Source organism: Chryseobacterium cheonjiense (assembly GCF_012927265.1).
Taxonomy (GTDB): Bacteria; Bacteroidota; Bacteroidia; order Flavobacteriales; family Weeksellaceae; genus Chryseobacterium; species Chryseobacterium cheonjiense.
Genome location: NZ_JABBGF010000001.1, coordinates 1,425,107 through 1,444,359, shown reverse-complemented (window position 1 = coordinate 1,444,359; position 19,253 = coordinate 1,425,107). Strand labels below are relative to the sequence as shown.

19 protein-coding genes are annotated in these 19,253 nt (G+C 38.2%); 2 read left to right on the top strand and 17 right to left on the bottom strand.

The genetic code is table 11. The features are described from left to right. Positions 1-3: 3 nt before the first annotated feature. The 12 genes from HHL20_RS06490 to HHL20_RS06440 form a co-directional block, all read right to left on the bottom strand. Positions 4-429, bottom strand: coding sequence for a DoxX family protein (locus HHL20_RS06490; protein ID WP_169230347.1), 426 nt, complete (start codon positions 427-429; stop codon positions 4-6). 10 nt (positions 430-439) lie between these two features. Continuing rightward, complete coding sequence (locus tag HHL20_RS06485; protein WP_169230346.1) at positions 440-2,329, bottom strand: amidohydrolase; 1,890 nt, start codon at positions 2,327-2,329, stop codon at positions 440-442. Positions 2,330-2,331: 2 nt separating this feature from the next. After that, the gene (locus HHL20_RS06480; protein WP_169230345.1) at positions 2,332-3,078 is read right to left on the bottom strand and encodes a M17 family peptidase N-terminal domain-containing protein; all 747 of its coding nucleotides are present in this window, start codon (positions 3,076-3,078) and stop codon (positions 2,332-2,334) included. A gap of 241 nt (positions 3,079-3,319) precedes the next feature. After that, entirely contained in the window at positions 3,320-4,705 is a 1,386-nt protein-coding gene (locus tag HHL20_RS06475) for an alginate export family protein (protein WP_169230344.1), read from the bottom strand. A gap of 15 nt (positions 4,706-4,720) precedes the next feature. After that, positions 4,721-5,353 carry a hydrolase gene (locus tag HHL20_RS06470; RefSeq protein ID WP_169230343.1) on the bottom strand — a complete coding sequence of 211 codons (633 nt, stop codon included), beginning with the start codon at positions 5,351-5,353 and terminating at the stop codon, positions 4,721-4,723. Positions 5,354-5,433: 80 nt separating this feature from the next. After that, entirely contained in the window at positions 5,434-5,676 is a 243-nt protein-coding gene (locus HHL20_RS19520) for an alpha/beta fold hydrolase (RefSeq protein ID WP_228463114.1), read from the bottom strand. Beyond that, a complete protein-coding gene (locus HHL20_RS06465) occupies positions 5,645-6,370 on the bottom strand; it encodes an alpha/beta fold hydrolase (protein ID WP_228463113.1) in 726 nt (241 codons plus the stop codon). The genes HHL20_RS19520 and HHL20_RS06465 overlap by 32 nt, the downstream gene beginning before the upstream one ends. A gap of 272 nt (positions 6,371-6,642) precedes the next feature. Then, positions 6,643-7,356 (bottom strand): lycopene cyclase domain-containing protein, encoded by a 714-nt coding sequence (locus HHL20_RS06460; protein WP_169230342.1) that lies wholly within the window; start codon positions 7,354-7,356, stop codon positions 6,643-6,645. Then, positions 7,356-7,811: a sterol desaturase family protein gene (locus HHL20_RS06455; RefSeq protein WP_169230341.1), complete on the bottom strand. Its 456-nt coding sequence runs from the start codon at positions 7,809-7,811 to the stop codon at positions 7,356-7,358. The genes HHL20_RS06460 and HHL20_RS06455 overlap by 1 nt, the downstream gene beginning before the upstream one ends. A 21-nt stretch (positions 7,812-7,832) precedes the next feature. Then, complete coding sequence (locus HHL20_RS06450) at positions 7,833-8,669, bottom strand: phytoene/squalene synthase family protein (protein WP_169230340.1); 837 nt, start codon at positions 8,667-8,669, stop codon at positions 7,833-7,835. A gap of 5 nt (positions 8,670-8,674) precedes the next feature. Then, complete coding sequence (locus tag HHL20_RS06445; RefSeq protein WP_169230339.1) at positions 8,675-10,144, bottom strand: phytoene desaturase family protein; 1,470 nt, start codon at positions 10,142-10,144, stop codon at positions 8,675-8,677. Between the two features lie 2 nt (positions 10,145-10,146). After that, positions 10,147-10,815 (bottom strand): MarR family winged helix-turn-helix transcriptional regulator, encoded by a 669-nt coding sequence (locus HHL20_RS06440; protein WP_169230338.1) that lies wholly within the window; start codon positions 10,813-10,815, stop codon positions 10,147-10,149. A 166-nt stretch (positions 10,816-10,981) separates the two neighbouring features. On the opposite strand from HHL20_RS06440, the gene HHL20_RS06435 reads away from it, so the two are divergent. Continuing rightward, the gene (locus HHL20_RS06435; protein WP_169230337.1) at positions 10,982-11,431 is read left to right on the top strand and encodes a PA2169 family four-helix-bundle protein; all 450 of its coding nucleotides are present in this window, start codon (positions 10,982-10,984) and stop codon (positions 11,429-11,431) included. Between the two features lie 268 nt (positions 11,432-11,699). Here the strand turns inward: HHL20_RS06435 and HHL20_RS06430 are convergent, their stop codons facing one another. The 3 genes from HHL20_RS06430 to HHL20_RS06420 form a co-directional block, all read right to left on the bottom strand. After that, on the bottom strand, positions 11,700-12,752 hold the full coding sequence (locus HHL20_RS06430) for a UDP-glucose--hexose-1-phosphate uridylyltransferase (protein ID WP_169230336.1): 1,053 nt from the start codon (positions 12,750-12,752) through the stop codon (positions 11,700-11,702). Then, positions 12,736-13,923: a galactokinase gene (galK, locus tag HHL20_RS06425; RefSeq protein ID WP_169230335.1), complete on the bottom strand. Its 1,188-nt coding sequence runs from the start codon at positions 13,921-13,923 to the stop codon at positions 12,736-12,738. The genes HHL20_RS06430 and galK overlap by 17 nt, the downstream gene beginning before the upstream one ends. Before the next feature lie 104 nt (positions 13,924-14,027). Further along, a complete protein-coding gene (locus tag HHL20_RS06420) occupies positions 14,028-14,900 on the bottom strand; it encodes an AraC family transcriptional regulator (RefSeq protein ID WP_169230334.1) in 873 nt (290 codons plus the stop codon). 161 nt (positions 14,901-15,061) lie between these two features. Between HHL20_RS06420 and HHL20_RS06415 the strand changes: the two genes are divergently transcribed. Further along, positions 15,062-15,661 (top strand): hypothetical protein, encoded by a 600-nt coding sequence (locus HHL20_RS06415; protein ID WP_169230333.1) that lies wholly within the window; start codon positions 15,062-15,064, stop codon positions 15,659-15,661. A gap of 145 nt (positions 15,662-15,806) precedes the next feature. On the opposite strand, the gene HHL20_RS06410 is transcribed toward HHL20_RS06415, so the two are convergent. Both HHL20_RS06410 and HHL20_RS06405 read right to left on the bottom strand, forming a co-directional pair. After that, positions 15,807-17,840, bottom strand: a complete 2,034-nt coding sequence (locus HHL20_RS06410; RefSeq protein WP_169230332.1) for an alpha-glucuronidase — start codon at positions 17,838-17,840, stop codon at positions 15,807-15,809. A gap of 363 nt (positions 17,841-18,203) precedes the next feature. Then, on the bottom strand, positions 18,204-19,175 hold the full coding sequence (locus HHL20_RS06405) for a glycoside hydrolase family 43 protein (protein WP_169230331.1): 972 nt from the start codon (positions 19,173-19,175) through the stop codon (positions 18,204-18,206). Positions 19,176-19,253 lie beyond the last annotated feature (78 nt).

The following is a 19,253-nucleotide window of genomic DNA, read 5'->3' as shown; positions in this document are numbered from 1 at the left end:
TTCTTAAAGTGTATTTAATAAGTAATAATCAAGTGAATACGTTCCTGCACCTAAAGCAAGAATTAACAGTAATGACAATGTATACATGTAAGGAACATCCCGTACTTCCAGAGAGTCCTTTCTGTGAACCACAAAATATCCTATTGCTGTTACCCCGATTGTCGGAAGCACCGCAAGTCTGGTTCCCAAGCCGAGAATGATTAAAAAAGGAACTACCAGATCGGCAAAAGAAGCGACCAAAGCATTCAGCTTTACCGGAAGTCCGAGAGGATTGGGAATGATTTCTTTTTTACCGTTTTTAAGCCTGAATTTTTTCAGTCCGTGTACTCTGAAGAGTTCAAGTCCCAGCAGTATTCTGAAGATAAGCAATGCCACATTGTTGAATGATGATCCTATATTTGAGTAGAGAATTTTATGTAAAATTTCCATAATTTTTAATTTAAAAAGCAAAACATGAGCATCCTAAGGCTCCCCAAAATGAATGATAATTGTTGACTGGCAGATTGCTCATCCTTGCCTGATCATGATTATGGGCGTGTACGCCGCAGCTTCCGGCACAGCTGTGAACCTGGGAAGTTAACGGTACTTTCTGTGTAGATTTTGAATTCTTTTCAATCTCTTTCTGGACATGACCACCAACAGGATAATATCCGTTATATAAATTCGTAGGTGACCAGTCGGGAAGAATCGGAACAGACGGAGGAGCAAACGATGAAAAATCCCCTTTAGCATAGACAATATCTCCATTGACGATCGTCATTTCAGATTCAATATTTTTGATATCTTCTTCATCAATTGTGAAGTAATCTTTGTCTAAAACGGCCAGATCAGCAAACATTCCTATCTGAATATCCCCTTTCTTGTGATGTTCCTGAGAAAACCAGGCGCTTCCCTTGGTGTACAATTCCAATGCGGTTTTCCTGTCCAACCTTGTTTCGTTGTATAATTGAAGACCGCCCACCGTTTTACCGGCCGTTAACCAATACATGGAAACCCAGGGATTGTAGCTGCTCACCCTTGTGGCATCGGAACCTGCACCTACAGGAACCTGCATTTCCAGCATTTTCTTTACGGGAGGAGTGTTTTCTGCAGCAGCAGACCCATACCGATCCGTAAAATATTCTCCCTGATAAGCCATTCTGCTTTGTACGGCAATTCCGCCGCCTAGTTTTTTTACCCTTTCAATATTTCTTTCGCTTATGGTTTCCGCATGGTCAAAAATCCATGGAAGCCCATTGAAAGGAATTTCCTGATTAATTTTTTCAAAAACATTTAAAAACCGGGTAATGCTTTCATCATACGTCGCATGAAGACGGAACGGCCAGCGGTTTTCCACCAGAAGCCTGACTACTTTTTCCAGCTCCGCTTCCATATTTTCGGGAAGATCGGGTCTTGGCTGCAGGAAATCTTCAAAATCTGCCGCAGAGAATACCAACATTTCACCGGCTCCATTGTGCCGGTACATATCGTCACCCTGATAGAGTTTTACGGTATCAATCCAGTCACTGAAATCTTCGAATTCATGCTTGGGTTTTTGGGTGAATAAATTATAGGCTATTCTTACCGTTAACTGTTTTTTCTCATTTAATTCGTTCACCACCTGATAATCATCGGGAAAATTCTGAAAACCTCCGCCGGCATCAATGACACTGGTAATTCCGAAACGGTTGAGCTCTTTCATGAAATGTCTTGTTGAATTGAGCTGATGTTCATAAGAAAGCTTGGGACCTTTAGCCAGTGTTGAATACAAAATCATGGCATTCGGTGTTGCAATGATAAGGCCTGTGGGTTCTCCGTTAGAATCTCTTTCAATCTGTCCTCCGGGAGGAGCAGGTGTATTTTTATTGTAGCCCACCGCTTTTAAAGCCGCTCTGTTCATGAGGGCCCTGTCGTAAAGATGAAGGATGAAAACAGGAGTTTCAGGGGCAATCGCATTAATTTCTTCCAATGTAGGCATTCTTCTTTCTGCAAACTGGAACTCTGACCACCCGCCAACGACACGGACCCACTGCGGAGATGGTGTACAGTCTACCTGCTCTTTCAGCATGCGTAACGCATCGGCTAGTGAAGGAACACCATCCCATCTCAGCTCAAGATTATAGTTCAGTCCGCCACGGATGAGGTGAATATGGGAATCATTGATTCCTGGTACTACTCTTTTTTTCTTAAGGTCGATCATTTTTGTAGCTTCACCGGAAAACTGATCGGTCAGTCCGTCATTTCCTATGGCGAGAATTTTACCGTCTTTAATAGCTACTGCCGAAATATCCTGAGCATCATTAGTAAAACTGTGGATTTTCCCGTTGTATAAAATAAGATCAGCTGTCATGGCTACTTTGCATTTAATTGATCAATCGCCTCTTTAATTCCGCCACCGGCAACCGTAAAAAATGAAGGTCCTGCAAGCAGGATCAGCTTTTTAACAGCCATTTTTTCCGATACGTGCTGAGTATTCAGATAAGCCTGAGCACGATAGGCTTCAAAAGCTCCCAACACAACATTTCCTGCTACAAGGGCTGTAGGAGAATCGATTCCGGCATCCTTAATGTCGCTGGCAAATGATACGGTCTGAACTTTTAGTCTTAATGCTTCTCTCATGGCTACACTTCCAACTTTTTTCATCAATTCAGCATCGAAATTATTTCTGTCACCAAGTCCGATGAGCAATAGTTTTTTAGCGCCCATGCTTCCTTTAGGAGGATCAATCAGCAGTGTTTCCAATGCATATCCTTTGAATTTTCCGGTTTTTCTGACTTCGGTAATAATGCCTTTTAGGGCTTCATCAAGATGTACCATTCCGTTCAGCTCTGCAGGAAGTGCGGGAGATTTAAAAATATCTCCTTCCGTATATTCGAAAACACAGGCAATCTGAAGGTCTGCCACTGCTGCGGACGGTCCGTTCACCAAACCTTCAATGGTCACACCATCTACTGTTCCCCATACTTTTTTTGTGCCAATGGCTGTTTTTACCTCTGCTGTTTGTTGAGCCGAAATATAATTTGTTATTGAACCTCCTACAAGAGCTGCAATCAGCAGTAATTTTGAAATTCCTGAATATTTTAATATTACATTTTGCATAATAAAGTTGTTTTTAGTGATTTTACCTTTTAAACTAATTTGATTTTAACCGCAAAAGAGACAAAAGATTATTTTAAAGTTTAGATAAACAAAGCTCTCAAAAGAATAAAAATCAAAGATTTTTAGACTATTGTGTTCTATATTCTCGAAGTTGATTGACTTATTTAAAGATCTAAATCTTTTGCATCTTTTACGGTTAATCAGAAAGTTTAAGCAAGGTTGTTAATTTTTTAAGTGATAATTAAAATTTAAAGCCTAAACGGATATTATAGAAGACACCGCTTTTTGCACCGGGAATAATATCTTCAATGAATTCACCTTTTTGGAAATACTGAATACCGCTTACCAATGTAATGTACGGGCTGAAGCTGTAAGTAAAATTGATGAGATAGGCCGTACCGATATATCTTTTGTCTGAACTGCTTCCGGGACGGTTTAATGCTCCGCTTGGTCTGTATACTCCATCCTGAAGGGCGTATCGCCAGTTGAAAACAACATCTGCCTGTGTTCTAAGCTTTGATGACAGATCTAACGTAATGTAAGGATGAATATCAATAAGATTCACCGGCCCTACCTGCGGACTGAAGCCAAAATAGCCGCCTTTAGGGTATAGAGGATTAAAAGTCTGAAGTTTATTATCATTCTTGTTATGATCTCCTGAGATATAATCGTTACGAAAATTAATGCTTGGTTTGAATTTTACATTTTCAAACAAATAGCCGACATCTACGGACCCTGTCCAGGCCCGGATAGTTCGATCTCCAAAACTTCCGAACTGATAGGCAGCTTCGAGATTATAGATAAATCCTCCGCCATATTTCCAGAAACGTGCTCCAACAGTATGGCGTTTTTCTTTGGCCATTCCTGCTTCAAAAACAGCATTATCCCTGTGAATCCCGAGATAATATACATCCAGATTTCCAGCTTTCTGAAAGATGATTTTAGAATAAGCTCCCCAAAGGTTGAGCTGTTTCGATATTGTATTATCAAAAACTCCTGTGTTGATACTATCTGCCATCATCGCAAATGCATCTACCGAAAAAGCCTTTTGGTAATACATGATTTTAGCTCCTGTAAAAGAAAGCCTTGCATTCGGGCCTTCCCGCACAGAGATCAGCCTTCCTGAACCGTAGTCCAGTTCCTGCCGCCCTACACGAAAAACGAGATTTTTATCCTGATCTTTAAAAGCTTTAACATCAACAAAGAGATTCTGGATGCTTAGCTCATCTTCGTCGATTCCGCGGGGACCGTTTTTTCTTCCGTTCTGCAAGGCACTTCTTAGTTGTGAAAACACTCTCACATGTTGTCCGAGATGAAAATCTGCATGAATATCATACCGCTGAAGCAAAAAATTGTTGTGGCCGATATTCTGTCTTCCCCAGTCTTCATTATTGAAATCTACATATTCATAGCGTGCCTCGCCGCCAAAAGACAGATAGATATTCTTTTCTTGGTTAAGCGGCAGGAATTTTACGCGGTTGTAAAAAGTTTCAGAGGAATCTTTAAGATATTCATAATTTTCATCGTAACGAAGCAGCTTAAATGCCTGAGCCGGCAGCTTTCCTAAAAACAAGATGATCATTAAAATTCCTAAGAGGTAGGATATGGAATATGAAGATTTCAACATTTTAATTTTTAAATATTAATGATTCAGCATGTTATGGGCATAATGAATGCCCAACCCATAGGAACCTCCATATTTTTTCATAAGATCCGTCACCTGAATGTATGTTTCCTGACGCGCCCAGTCTCTCTGAAGCTCCAGCAGATACTGAACTGAAGTTACAGGCTTTACTCCGGCATGAATCATTCTCTGAACGGCTCTTTCATGAGCTTCATCACTTACATCTCCGCAGGCATCTGTGATTACATATACGTCATAATTTTCTTCCAGTGCCGATAAAGCAGGTCCTACAATGCAGACACCCGTCCACAATCCTGCAAGCACCAGTTTCTTTTTCCCGGTTCCTGTGATGGCTTTATAAGCTGCTTCATCTTCCCATGTGTTCATGGAAGTACGGTCGATATAATTTGAGGTTTCCATAGGATATGCTTCCTGAACTTCCGGAAACGCCGGACCCGAAAAGCTTTGTTCGGCAACGGTTGTTACAACGGTAGGAACATTGAATATTTTGGATGCTCCGCAAATGATGGCAACATTATTTCTTAATTCACTAATGGCGATACTTTTTGTGGCAAATGCCATTTGTCCTTCAAAATCAATCAGTACCAATGCGTGATTCTCCGGTGATAATAAGTTTGTAGATGGTTTCATAAAAGTTTATTTTGGTTAAATATTTATTTAAATCTTAAAAAAAATTGCCCGCAACTTCAGCCACAGGCAATCGGGGCTAATTATTGTTTTAAAAACTTAAGAAGTTCTGCGTTGAATTTATCCTTTTCTTCCAGGAATAATGCGTGTCCGCTGTTTTCAAAAGGAATTAAGGTAGATCCTTTGATGGCTTTGTTCATTTGCTCTGCTAAAGCATATGCGACAATCCGGTCCTGTTTTGCCTGCATGATAAGGGTTGGAATTTTAATTTTCGGCAGGTCACCTCTTAAATCTTCATCCCGTAAAGCAATTAATGCCTGTTCCATGGCATATGCCGATGACTGCATCTCGATTCCGCCTAACCATGCACCGATAGCCCGGTGAAACAGAAGTTGGAGATAAAACGAATCTTTCACCAATGGTGTTCAGCAATCCGGGTCTGTCTACGCTGACAAGATCTACCCATTTGGTGATTTCTTCTTTGGTAAATAACGGATAAGGATAATCCCGTTTTTTGGTATGAACAGGTGCTGCAGCGGCGAATAACGCTAATTTACTGACATGGGCACTGTTGTATTTTGCTACGTAATGCAAAGCAATTGCACCGCCCATAGAATGCCCACCTAGTGTTGCATCTTTAATATCCAATTTGTCTAAAACAGCTTTGATATCAGCAGCAAACTGGTCGTAATTGTATTTTCCGTACGGTTTATCGGATTGTCCGAATCCTCTCAAAGTAATTCCGATCACCCGGTATCCTGCTTTGATTAGTGGAAGATATTGGTATTCCCATGAAGCGTCACTCACCGGATAACCGTGAATTAAAACAACAGGTTTTCCTTCCCCAAGATCGGTTACGTGAAGTCTTACGTTAGGTTCTACTTCAATGTATTCTGCTCTTGCTTTAACAGTTGTTGTAGTGTTTTGAGATTCGTTTTCAGATTTGTTTTCTTTACTGCAGGAAACAAATAAAATTGCGGATAACATGATCGCGGCAATTATAGGCTTAGTTTTTTTCATTGTTAAATATTTTAAAGTATTAGATTATTTCTCTGAGTATTGCCAAAAAACAACCTAAACAATTAAAATTCTGATTAACAATATTTTAAATTATTTATTTTAAAAATTTATTTATGATATTTCGTAATTTTATTATTCATTTTGAATTGTTATATGATTTTTATGATACCAATTAGGCATTTATTATTATCAATAAAAAAAGCATCTCCACTTCGGAAATGCTTTAAGTAAAACTAATATGATATATCTGTTATAAATCTGAAAATCGAAGATTATGCCTCAACTTCAACCATAGATGTGTCTTCAGATTTTTTAAACATTTGAAAAAGAAAAATATTCCATAAAATAAGTTCATAACCATAGACGGTATCTTCAACAGGAATGGTTAACATTCGGATACCCATAAATTCTTCAGGATTATAGTTGACGATGGGAGATTCCAAACCGGTGCCGGTAAGAATTCCGTTGACCATCAGAAAACCGGGCATCAGAAGAAGGTAAACAAAGGAAACTTTGCCGATCCATCTTACTTTCAATAAAAATTTCAGAATAAAAAGGCTACACGCTGTGGAAAGGAAGGTCATAAAAGTATAAACTCTGTCTCTGAACCAAAATGCAATACACAAAGCAATAACAATACTTACGATAACAAAAATTTTCTCCGGAAGCGGCTTCCAGTCGAGCTTAAAAAATTTATCTAAACAGAAATAAGTAAAAAGACAGGCAAAAGGAATGCAAATAAAGAAAAGCAGCTCTTCAAGCGGAAGTCCGGCAACACGTATTCCTAAAAGATATCGATCATTAAACCACCACACCCCTATTTTTGTAAACCACGCATCCCAGATCACGAATACAGTTCCCACAATTAAAGAAGCTGCGATAAATGCACCGAAGTGCCTGTTGAATTTAATCTTATGATGAAAAGAAAAAATAAAACAGATGATTACCGTGAAAAAATTTATAAGTAGATAAGTGTATTGCTCCATTATTTATTTTTGCTGAAATACATTTTAAAATATTTAACGGGCACCCAAAGGAACCCGAAACATTCTCCTTTTTCCTTTCCGATATGCTTATGATGTTGTTTATGCGCTCTTCTGATTGCAAGAAGATATGGGTTTTGTGTATCCCGTAAAAATTTTATTCTCTGATGGATAAAAATATCGTGTACAAAAAAATAAGCCATCCCGTAAAGGGCAATTCCTATTGCGATGTAAAACCAGTGGTTAAAATTCTGAACTGTTCCGTAATACATCAAAATAATAGTCGGAACCGCGAAGATTACAAAAAAATAGTCGTTCTTCTCCATGTGTCCATCGTTGCTATGGTCATGATGGTCTTTATGCAGCGCCCATAAAAAGCCGTGCATAATATATTTGTGCGTGAGCCAGGTAATGCCCTCCATCACGAAAAAAGTTGCTACTACAATGAGAAAATTCATTTTTAATAATATTTAATAATCTTAGAATAAAGAAGTTTTATATTGAACATAACAGCTCATCATGAGAGAAATCTTAGCTCCATTGGAAATCCTTATTCTTCCGTTCATGATATTCTGGGCCGATTTTCTTTTGATCTTTCTGAATAATGATCTATAGTACCGGTAGGCCAGATAAACACCAAACCTTGAAGATGTCGGAAGCATTTTAATACCTATTAACGCCTGTCTGAATTCTTCCTCAATCTCTTTTTCAATGGAAGCCTTTACATTATTGTCGAAACGGGTCATATCCAGCCCGGGAAAATAAACTCTTCCCAGCGTATAGTAATCATCCTTCATATCTCTCAAAAAGTTTACCTTCTGAAAGGCCGAGCCCAGTATCATTGCATACGGTTTAAGCTTTTCATACTGCTCTTTATCACCATTTACAAAAATCTGGAGACACATCAGTCCTACTACTTCTGCAGAGCCCAATATATATTCTTTGTAAAGGTCGGAATTATAATCAAGTTTCTGAAGATCCATTTCCATACTTTTCAGAAACTGGTGAATGAGTTTTTCGTCAATATGATACTTATGTACCGTTTCCTGAAATGACTGCTGGATAGGATTTAACGAAATGCGGTCCTCTAACGCCTGAAATGTTTCTTCTTTAAATTTACGCAGCAGTTTCTCCTTATCATAATCATGAAAGCTGTCTACGATTTCATCAGCCAGGCGTACGTATCCGTAAATGGCATAAATGGGATTTCTGATAGCGGAAGACAAAGCAAGAATTCCCATTGAAAAACTGGTACTGTATTGTTTGGTTGTCTCTTTACTGACTTTGTAAGAAAGTTCGTCAAATAATTTTTTCATAGCAATCAATTTTTTGTGGCTTCTGTTGCAGCTATTTTTCCTGAGATGATGGATGGTGGTACCCCCGGTCCCGGTACGGTAAGCTGCCCCGTATAGAATAAATTTTTTACTTTTTTGTTTCTGAGCGATGGTTTCAGCACTGCGGTCTGGGATAAAGTATTGGCAAGACCGTAGGCATTTCCCTGATACGCATTATAATCTTCTTTGAAATCTTTGATACAATAACTTTTTTTATAGTCAATTTTTAGCAGAAGATCGCTTGCCCCGGTGTGCTTTTCGAGTCTGAGAATCATCTCCATAAAATACCGTTCTCTTATTTCTTCGGAATCCTCAATTCCGGGTGCTACAGGCATCAGGAGAAAAACATTCTCGCAATTTTCAGGCGCAACAGACGGATCTGTTTTTGAAGGACAGCACGCATAGAATAAAGGTTTGGTAGGCCATTTTTTGTCGGTATATATTTCCTGGGTATGAAGATCCAGGTCATTTTCGAAAAATAAGGTATGATGTTTAAGGTTAGGAATTTTTTCTTTAAATCCCAAATAATAGATCAGGCACGAAGGCGCAAAAACGCGTTTCTCCCAGTATTTTTCATCATAATTTCTAAACTCTTCGGATAAAAGTTTTGTTTCGGTGTGATGATAATCTGATGATGCTATGATAACATCAAAATCGATCTGTTTCTGATTGACCGTCAATGAAGAGGCCTTTTTCTGGTCTACGTTGATCTTTTGAACATCTGCATTCACATAAAAACGGGTTCCCTGCTCTTCTGCAATATCTTTCATTGCATCGATAATTTTTGAAAAGCCGCCCATCGGATACCATGTCCCTAACTTATATCCTCCGTAGTTCATTAAACTGTACAACGCAGGAATATCCTTTGGCGCAGCTCCCAGAAAAATAACAGGGAACTCCATTAAAACAATCAGTTTAGGATTATTGAAATATTTTCTTACAAAACGCTGAAAATTGGTAAGAAGATCCAGCTTCATTGCGCTTTTGGCTATTTTTGGAGAAACGAATTCAAACCAAGAATGGCAGGGCTTATTCACAAAATCCTGCATCCCGACTTCATATTTGTATTGCGCATCCTTCATGAATTCGTCGAGCTTTTTTCCGGCTCCGGGTTCTGTTTTTTCAAAAAGCTCTTTCATTTCTTCATAGTTATGCGGAATATTCATGGTGCCGTCTGAAAAAACCATTTCAAATTGCGGATCTAAAGGAACCAGGGTATAGAAATCTGTGGCTTTTTTACCAAAATTATTAAAGAAAGATTCTATGATGTCGGGCATCCAGTACCAGCTTGGTCCCATATCGAAGGTATAGCCGTTTTCGGTTTTGAAATGTCTTGCCCTGCCGCCGATCTCACCGTTTTTTTCAAACAGGTGAACTTCATGCCCTTCTTTTGATGCGTACGCAGCAGCCGAAAGCCCTGAAAATCCTGATCCTATTACCGCAATTTTCTTTTTCATAGTTAGTTTTTAAATGAATATTCTTCGTATACTCTTTTGATAAGATCCTTACTTTCAATATTTTTTGAGAAAATAGGATAATGAAAACGATCTAATTTATTAAGAATTCTGATAAGTTCCATCTTTTCGTTGTAGGTAAGATTTCCGGAGACAATATCTGTCGCCTGCCTAATCTTTGTCATTTGCCCTTCCAATGCTTCCCTGCCTTTATCAGAGATGCTTATCAATTTATTTCTTTTGTCGATATCCGAATCTGCCTGTTCAATCCAGCCTTGCTTCAACAGTCTGGTGATGATCAGCATTCCGACAGGTTTATCATGAATATTTCTTTTGATAAGCTCCATTTTTGTCATCTGCCCGAAAACTTTAAGATTAATAAGGTAAATAAAATCTTCCTGTGTAACGAAATCCGAATCTGAAATGGCAGATTTCGAATAGTTCCTGGCATATCTATTCAGATGGACAAGCAAAGTACTGATCGCACTTTCCGGAGATCTTCCGTTCTCTTTCCCCTCCCAGTACGGCTCTTCTATTTTTATTTTGGAAAGATTTGATGTGTTACAAATCCATTCCATGAAGCCTTTGATATCGCCTGTATAATCTTGGTTACTGTTTTCTTTTTCAAACAGTTCTAAGAGGTCAAGCAATTCTTTAGTCAATCTATAATTCATGATATTGAATTTAAAATATAAATATACTAAAATTTATTTATTTAGTATAATAATATACTATTAACATTTTTTATGCCAAACATAATTTTTACTTAAATTTTTAAAAAGTGCCTGATTAAGGCATGTTTATTGTAACCTACAAAGGACACCAATTAAAAATTTTAATATGAACAACGAAAACACTGTATCAGTACTTAACGATTTACTGAACATCACGAACGACAGAATTGAAGGATTTTCTAAAGTGGAAGACAAAGTATGGGAGACGCACTCTGCTTTGAAAAATGATTATGATCAGATGGTATCACAATCTCAGACTATGAAAGCAGATCTTATCAGATTGATTAATGAAAAAGGCGGTGAGGCAGATAATTCAACAAGTACGGCAGGGGCTGTGCACAGAGCTTGGATTGATATTAAAAATTCATTTACAGGAAATAAGGACGAATCTACCCTTGAAAATGTTGTATTCGGAGAGAAAGCAGCCATTAATGCTTATGAGGATGCTTTAGAAAGCGGAGACCTTTGTCCTGAAAGTTCGCAGGTAGTTTCCGATCACCTTCATCATCTGAAATCTTCTTATGCAAGATTCGAAAATCTTGAAGAATTAAATTAATACTTACTTTTAATAGTATTAGAAATAAGAGAACTCTTTTAGGGTCCTCTTATTTTTTGTTTAAAATCTTTTAATTTTTAATGTTAAAATTAAAGCTTCTTACTTTTGAATGTAAAATTAAATTTCGGCTAAAGCCATATTTCTTATCACAAAAAAGGTAAATGGGCTAAAGCCCATTCCTATTAATATTACAATTTCTCTTATTCCTAATTTAATTGTATCAATGTTGTTTAGAAATATTATTCTTGATGTTGACGAATAAAAAGGTTTAATTTTTACTTTTATAATGAACCGTAGAAAGATTCTTCAGGATTTCAGCACTTTGTTCCGGTGTTATATCTCTTTGTGCTTCCGCAAGCATTTCGTAGCCGACCATAAACTTTTTAACCTCGGCACTTCGAAGAAGCGGCGGATAGAAATGCATATGGAAATGCCACTCGGGATGTTCCAGTCCATCGGTTGGAGACTGATGAATCCCCGCTGAGTAAGGAAATGATATCTCAAAAAGATTATCGTATTTGGTAGTGAGATCTTTGATGATTTCGGCGAATAAATACTTTTCATCTTCCGAAAAAGACAAGATATTAGTGAGTTTTCTTTTACTGATAATCATGGTTTCATAAGGCCAGACGGCCCAGAAAGGAACAAGAGCTGCAAAACTTTCGTTTTCCAGAACGATTCTTTCTCCGGTATTCAGTTCTTTTTCGAGGTAGTCTTCCAAAAGCGATGTCCCGTTTTTTTCAAAATATGCTTTCATATTTTCCTGAGTCCTGGCTACTGCAGAGGGAATGGACGACTGTGCCCAGATCTGCCCGTGAGGATGTGGATTACTGCATCCCATTACCTGCCCTTTATTTTCGAATATCTGGACGTGACTGATAAAATCTTCAGCTCCAAGCGCTTCATACTGTTGCTGCCAAACATCGACTACTTTTTTAATATCGTGCTTTTCCATTTCCGGCAGGGTAAGGCTGTGATTGTCAGAAAAACAAATTACCCTGTTAATTCCTCTTTCGGGTTTCATGGAAAAAAAATCTGAATTGTTCTCAGGAAAATTCACTTTATCGCTGAGCAAAGATCCGAAATCATTGTCGAATAAGTAAACTCCTTTGTAATCCGGATTTATTTCGCCATTTGCTCTGAGATTCCCCGGACACAAGTAACACCCGGAATCATAAGCGGGAAGTTCTTCCGGTGCTGTTTTTTCCGTTTGTCCCTGCCACGGCCTGTTGGCACGCTGCGGAGAAACCAGAACCCATTCGTCCAGAAGTGGGTTATATCTTCTGTGGGGGTGTTTTTTACTGTCAAATGCTAAACTCATTGGTCGTATATTCTTTTATTCCTTCGGAAATTTTAACCTGGTACACTTTCATCTGAATATTAAATTCAGCTTCATATTTTTCGCGGATTGTATGGATTACATTTTCTACCTGATCATCTTCAATAAGATTAATGCTGCAGCCGCCAAATCCTCCGCCCATGATTCTCGCTCCGAGAACGCCTTTTTCCTGTAAGGTCTCTGCCACAAGAAAATCGAGTTCATCACAGCTTACTTCAAATTTTCCCGAAAGTCCAGAATGGGTTTCAGTAAGCAGTTTTCCCAGACGTTCGGCGTTATTTTCAGAAAGCGCCAAAGCGGCCTGCTCTACCCTTCTGATTTCTTCCAGCAGGTAAAGACATCTTTTGTATGGGATTTCCCCTATTTCATCACGTACTTCATCAAGCATTTCCACATTAAAATCCCGGAATTTTACAATATGCGGAAATTTTTTCCATAATGCTTTTTTTCCGGTGTCTACATCTTTCCGCCTGTCGTTGTAACCGGAGGTGAGATGCGTATGCTTGACACAGCTGTCAAATAAAACCAGGCTGTAGCCTTTAAGATCCGCGTTGAAATACTGATGATCCAGCGAGTGGCAGTCGAGCATCATCACCTTTCCGTCTTTTCCGAAAACGGATGCAAACTGGTCCATGATTCCACATTTTACGCCTACAAAAGTATGTTCAGCCTTCTGACCGATTACTGCCAGCTCTTTTTTTGAGAAACCGAGATCAAAAATTTGATTAAGGATAAAGGCAAAACCACATTCCAGCGCGGCTGATGAAGATAATCCGGAACCCATAGGAATCGTACTGCTGAAAGCAATATTCAATCCTCCTATTGTTTTCCCTTCTTCCTGTATTGCATTGAAAACACCAAGCAGATAATTGGCCCAGGTTTGTGAAACAGGTAATTGCTTTTCATGAACGTTAAAACTGAAACGATCATTAAAATCTTTAGCAAAAAAGGTACAGATATTTGAATCTTCCAATTTTTCCACTGCAAAACAGATATATTTATCAATGGCTGCAGGCAGCACAAAACCATCGCTGTAATCTACATGTTCCCCGATAATATTTATTCTTCCGGGAGCAAGGAAAATATGTTGAGGCTCTGAGCGAAAGGCTGTACGAAATGCCTCTCTGGTATCAGTAAGTAATAGTTCCGTCATCGAAATACCGCTGGTTTAAACTTTAAAAGTGTTAAATTTACACGTATATTTTCAATTAAACTTATTTAAATATGATATTTAACATTATATTTTATTATGTTTCATTATTCCATAAAATAATTAAATTCTTTTCTGTATTGTGACGGACTTTTCTTAATATATTCTTTAAAAGTTTTGTTAAAATAGCTGAAGTTATTAAACCCTGATTCAAAGCATACTTCTGTAATGCTTAAAGGCTGTTCTGCAAGCAGCTTCAAAGAATGGGTAATCCGGTATTCATTGACAAACTGGGTAAATGTTTTATTAGTAATTTTTTTGAAATAGCGGCAGAAAGACGGGACTTTCATATTGGCAAGATCTGCAATTTCTTCCAGCGTGATCTGTTCTTTAAAATGGTCTTTCACATAATTGAATATATGGTTAATCCTCTCATTGTCTTCCACCTGGGTCTGCAGATAATATTTTCCGGCATTCAGTATCCTGTAATCCTGTGTTGTGGCAAGCTCATCCAGTATTTCCAGGAAGTTGAGCAGCTTATTGAGGGATGACATTTCGTGCATGTCAGCAATCTTTTTACCGACTGTTTTTTTGATGTTTTCGTTAAAAACAATTCCGGCTTTCGATTTTTCAAGTAACGCAGAGATTCTATGCATTTCGGGAGTATCCCAAATATTTTCTCCTAAAAAATCGGGCTTGAACTGGATCACCATTTCGTAATCATTGTTTGTATTTTCGTTGGTAAGGCCACAATGCGGAAGATTGCTCCCGATCAATACGAGATCTCCATCCGAAAAATAAGAAATATTACTTCCGATCTGCCTCTTCCCGGAACCTTTACAGACAAATATAAGCTCCACTTCCGGATGATAATGCCAGACGTGGGATTTTATATTTTCATTACGCTGAAACTTCAGACTGGTAAAGCTGCTGCCGATATTCGGTTTTATAGCTTCAAATGCAGGATTGGCGTGTTTCATATGATGCCCGATTAATTATATGTAAAATTAACAATTAATATTTAATTAATATACTAATTAGGTTAATATTGTACATATATGTGAAAATTGTATTGTAGAATTGAAAGAAGATCTGCTGTAGCTTTGCAGTATAAATTATTGATAACAAAAAACTTGTCATTATGAATACATTTTTAAAATCTACTTTTCTTGCAGGATTCTTATTAATCTCAGCAAGCTTGATGAGTAAAGACAGAGACTTTTCTATTTCTCTAGGAACGGTAAATGCAAAAACAATAAACTTTGAAATATCAAATGCTAAAAATGTTTCACTGTTTGTGTACAACGATATTGACGGCGAGATATTTTCAGAAAAACTGAATGCCGTAAATGTAATTTCAAAATCTTATGACCTTAAAGAGCTTTCAACAGGTACGTATTACCTGGTAGCAGAATCAGAAGGAAAGGTTGAAAAATACAGAATCAGTATTAACAAAGATAATGTAATGGAGGTTGATAAAACGCCGGTAAGTGTTATCAATAAACCGGAATACACCATTTCAGGTAATTTTGTAAAACTTCACATGTCTGAAGTGAAAAAACCTGTTGCCATTTCTGTAACGGATTTTGCAGACAACAACTATTATACTGCCACCAAGCAGTCTGATAACGGAGAAGTAAATGTTACTTTTGATCTTGACCGTAATACCTCACAGAATTATGTCATCAGAGTAGAGGATGAAAACGGAAATGTTTTTAATAAGATCATTTCATTAAAATAAGGAACTTTTAAGTTCATATACTCATAAATTCCATATACTAATTATTATATAGTTATTCCGATTAATACCGGATAAAATTTCACGTACAGTTTTTTTTGAGGCAACTCTTCTTTTCAATCACGGAGAAAGAGTTGCCTCATTTTTTTTAATTATGGTGACCCATATTCAGTTTGATTTTTTTTACTTCTTCAAGTTCATGCACCGGTCTTTCAATGTCGTATGGAATAGGCATCTTTGAAAATGTCTGAAAATACAATAAACAGGCATCCTTCCACCAGACAGCATCTTTAGACTGAATCTTCAGCTTCGACTGCACTTCATCAAACCTTTGACGGTCAATATAAGGCTCCATCTGATCCCAGAGCTTCTGGTAATCTCTTACCTTATGAACTCCTGAATCATATTTGTAACAAAGTTCTTCCCACAAAGTTTTCCCATCTTTCATTTTATATTGCCACGGTACATGATGAGACCAAAGGATAAGATTTTCCGGACAGGTTTCAATATTTCCGTACATTTCATTAAGCGGCGGAAAATATTGTGAAACTGCATTGCTGCCTGTCTTGGTTCTGTCGAATCCTACTCCGTTTTTATCGGCCTGATGATAATACACCGGCGACCAGTCGGGTCTTCCGCCTTTGTAATCTCCCCAAGGTTCCGGACCGTAATGATGCCCTCCTGCGAAAATATGATGAAGTCCCAGAGGCATCATATAATCAACAGCAGTTTCTCTTGAAGTGAGCATCATTTCTTTCACCGGGTTAACGAACTTTTCATTATCCGTAAAGGTCATTTTAATCCATTCGTCGGCAATCTGATCTGATGTAAGCTCATGATTCCACGCAAGGCGTCCAAATGCATACCAGTTGGCCTGTGCAAAATGATGGCCTGTCCAGTTGGTATCTTCCCCGATATTGGCAACGGCAGAAATGGCAGTCATCTTTGCCGGGCGTAATGTTCCGTCCGTAATTTTAGCAATGGTTGAGCCTTTGCCATTAGAATAGGTATTGCTTTCCAGAGTTTCTTTAAATAAAGGCGCCAGATAAACCAGATGATTGGCCTGTCCCAGATATTCCTGGGTAATCTGAAATTCCACCATTTCAGGAGTTTTTCTTAACGCTCCGAATAGCGGATTGAAAGCTTCTCTCGGCTGAAAATCCACCGGACCGTTTTTAATCTGGATAATTACATTATCTCTAAATTTTCCGTCAAGGGGAACGAATTCCAGATAAGCCTGCTTGGCACGGTCGTCTTTGCTCGGACTGTAGACAAAAGCCCTCCACATTACAATTCCTCCGTAAGGTTTTAAAACATCGGCCATCATATTGGCTCCGTCGGCATGCGTTCTTCCGTAGTCCTGAGGTCCGGGCTGGCCTTCTGAATTGGCTTTCACCAAAAATCCGCCGAAATCTGGGATTAATGTATAAATTTCAGAAGCTTTTTCTTTCCACCATTTCTGAACGTTTTTATTCAACGGATCAGAGTTTTCGGTTCCTCTTAATACTTTAGGGGACGAAAAATTAACGGATAAATAAACTTTAATTCCATAAGGTCTGAAAATATCGGCCAAGACTTTTACTTTCCTGAGATAATCTTCACGAAGCATATTGGGCGAAGCATTTACATTATTCAACACCACCGAATTTATTCCAATGGAAGCATTGGCTCTCGCATATTCCTGGTATCTTGGCGAAATTGTGTTCGGAAGATCTTCCCACTTCCAGAGAGAATGTCCCGCATAACCACGTTCGATCGTTCCGTCCAGATTATCCCAATGATTAAGAATCCTTACATCGTACGAAGGCTTTTCCGTTATATTCAAATTGACCGTAGAAACGTTGGTTTGCTGAAGCCGTAAAATATGATACACCCCATACAATAAACCGATTTCCTTTCCGGCAGAAATTACAATTTTATTCTGGTTTGATTTTATGGTGTAGCCATCCTTCAGGTTTTTTAAGGATTTATCGGTTCGCAATTCCACGGTTTGCCCCTGCCAGTGACTGCTCAGTTCTTTTCTGGCAATGTTCAGTGTCGTGCTGTTTCCTTTCGCAATAATCTGATCTGCAGAAATTCCGTTTTTTGCCGGGAATCGAAGCCAGAGCTGGCTGCCATCTTCGGCGAAAATCAGTAACGGAACCATTAGAAATGCGATGAAATAAATTCGGAAATGCTGCATGGCAATTTTTTTAACATTTAATTTAATATTCCACAAATTAATTTGTGAATATGATCTGTTTTTACATTCCATAGGTTTCACCTACGGCTATTTTTATTGAACCCTTCGGGTTCCGCTCATAAAAATTTGTCCAAACTAATATTAAATTAACCACAAAAGTCACAAAAGAGAAGTTTAAAAAAGCTTTATCAGGTAATCAAAGCTTTCAAAAGAACAAAAATCAAAGATTTTAAAAACTATTGTTTAGCCTTCTTTTATAAAAATTGTTTAATATAGAAATTTCTAATCTTTTGTAGCTTTTGTGGTTAAATAAAGTTCGAACAAGCTTAAAGTTTAGTTTGTCATCTTACAAACTGGAAACTCTTAATTTTCGTCCAATCCTTCGATGGTTTTTATTTTACCGTCTTCGTCATATTCAAGCTCCACAACCTTCATGCTTCTGAGCCATGTTCTTCCTCCGCTCGGAACGCTGTCGTGAAAAAACAGGTACCATTTTCCTTTAAATTCAACAATACTGTGATGGGTCGTCCAGCCTACTACCGGTGTCAGGATTTCACCCTGAAAAGTGAACGGTCCGTACGGATTATCTCCGGTTGCATAACACAATAAATGCGTATCTCCGGTTGAATACGAAAAATAATATTTACCATTGTATTTGTGCATCCAAGAAGCTTCAAAGAAACGGTGTTTGTCTCCATGAAGAAGCGGATTTCCCTTTTCGTCGAGGATAAGAATATCTTTAGGTTCTTCACCAAATTCCAGCATATTGTCGCTTAACAATGCAACTTTGGACGGGATTGCAGGCTCATCATTTTCAGGAATTACAGCGCATTCCAGCGCTTTATTGTTTCGGTAGCGTTGCAGTTGCCCACCCCAGATTCCTCCGAAATACATATAATGTTTTCCGTTTTCTTCAAAAATACAGGGATCGATGCTGTAGCTTCCCATCATCGGGTGTTTTTCAGGTACGAATGGTCCGTAAGGTTTGTCACTCACCGCAACACCGATTCTGAAGATATCATTTTTATCTTTCAATGGAAAGTACATATAATATTTGCCGTCTTTAAAAGCAACATCGCAGTCCCAGAGCTGTCTCCCCGACCACGGAATGTCTTTAACGGAAAGCACCACTCCATGATCCGTAATTTCTCCGTTTTCTACATCATCTAAAGAAAACACATGGTAATCATTCATATCGAAATGATCTCCGTTGTCATTTTCTTCAATTCCGCTTTCGCGGTCGTGGGAAGGATAGATATAGATTTTACCCTCAAAAACATGGACGGAAGGGTCTGCCATGTAGTCGTTCGAGAAAAGGTATTTTGCTTTGTTCATTTTAGTTTAGACTTTTAGATAATGGATTGATAGATTATAACTGATAGATGATAGACTGATGATTTGATTTTTATATTG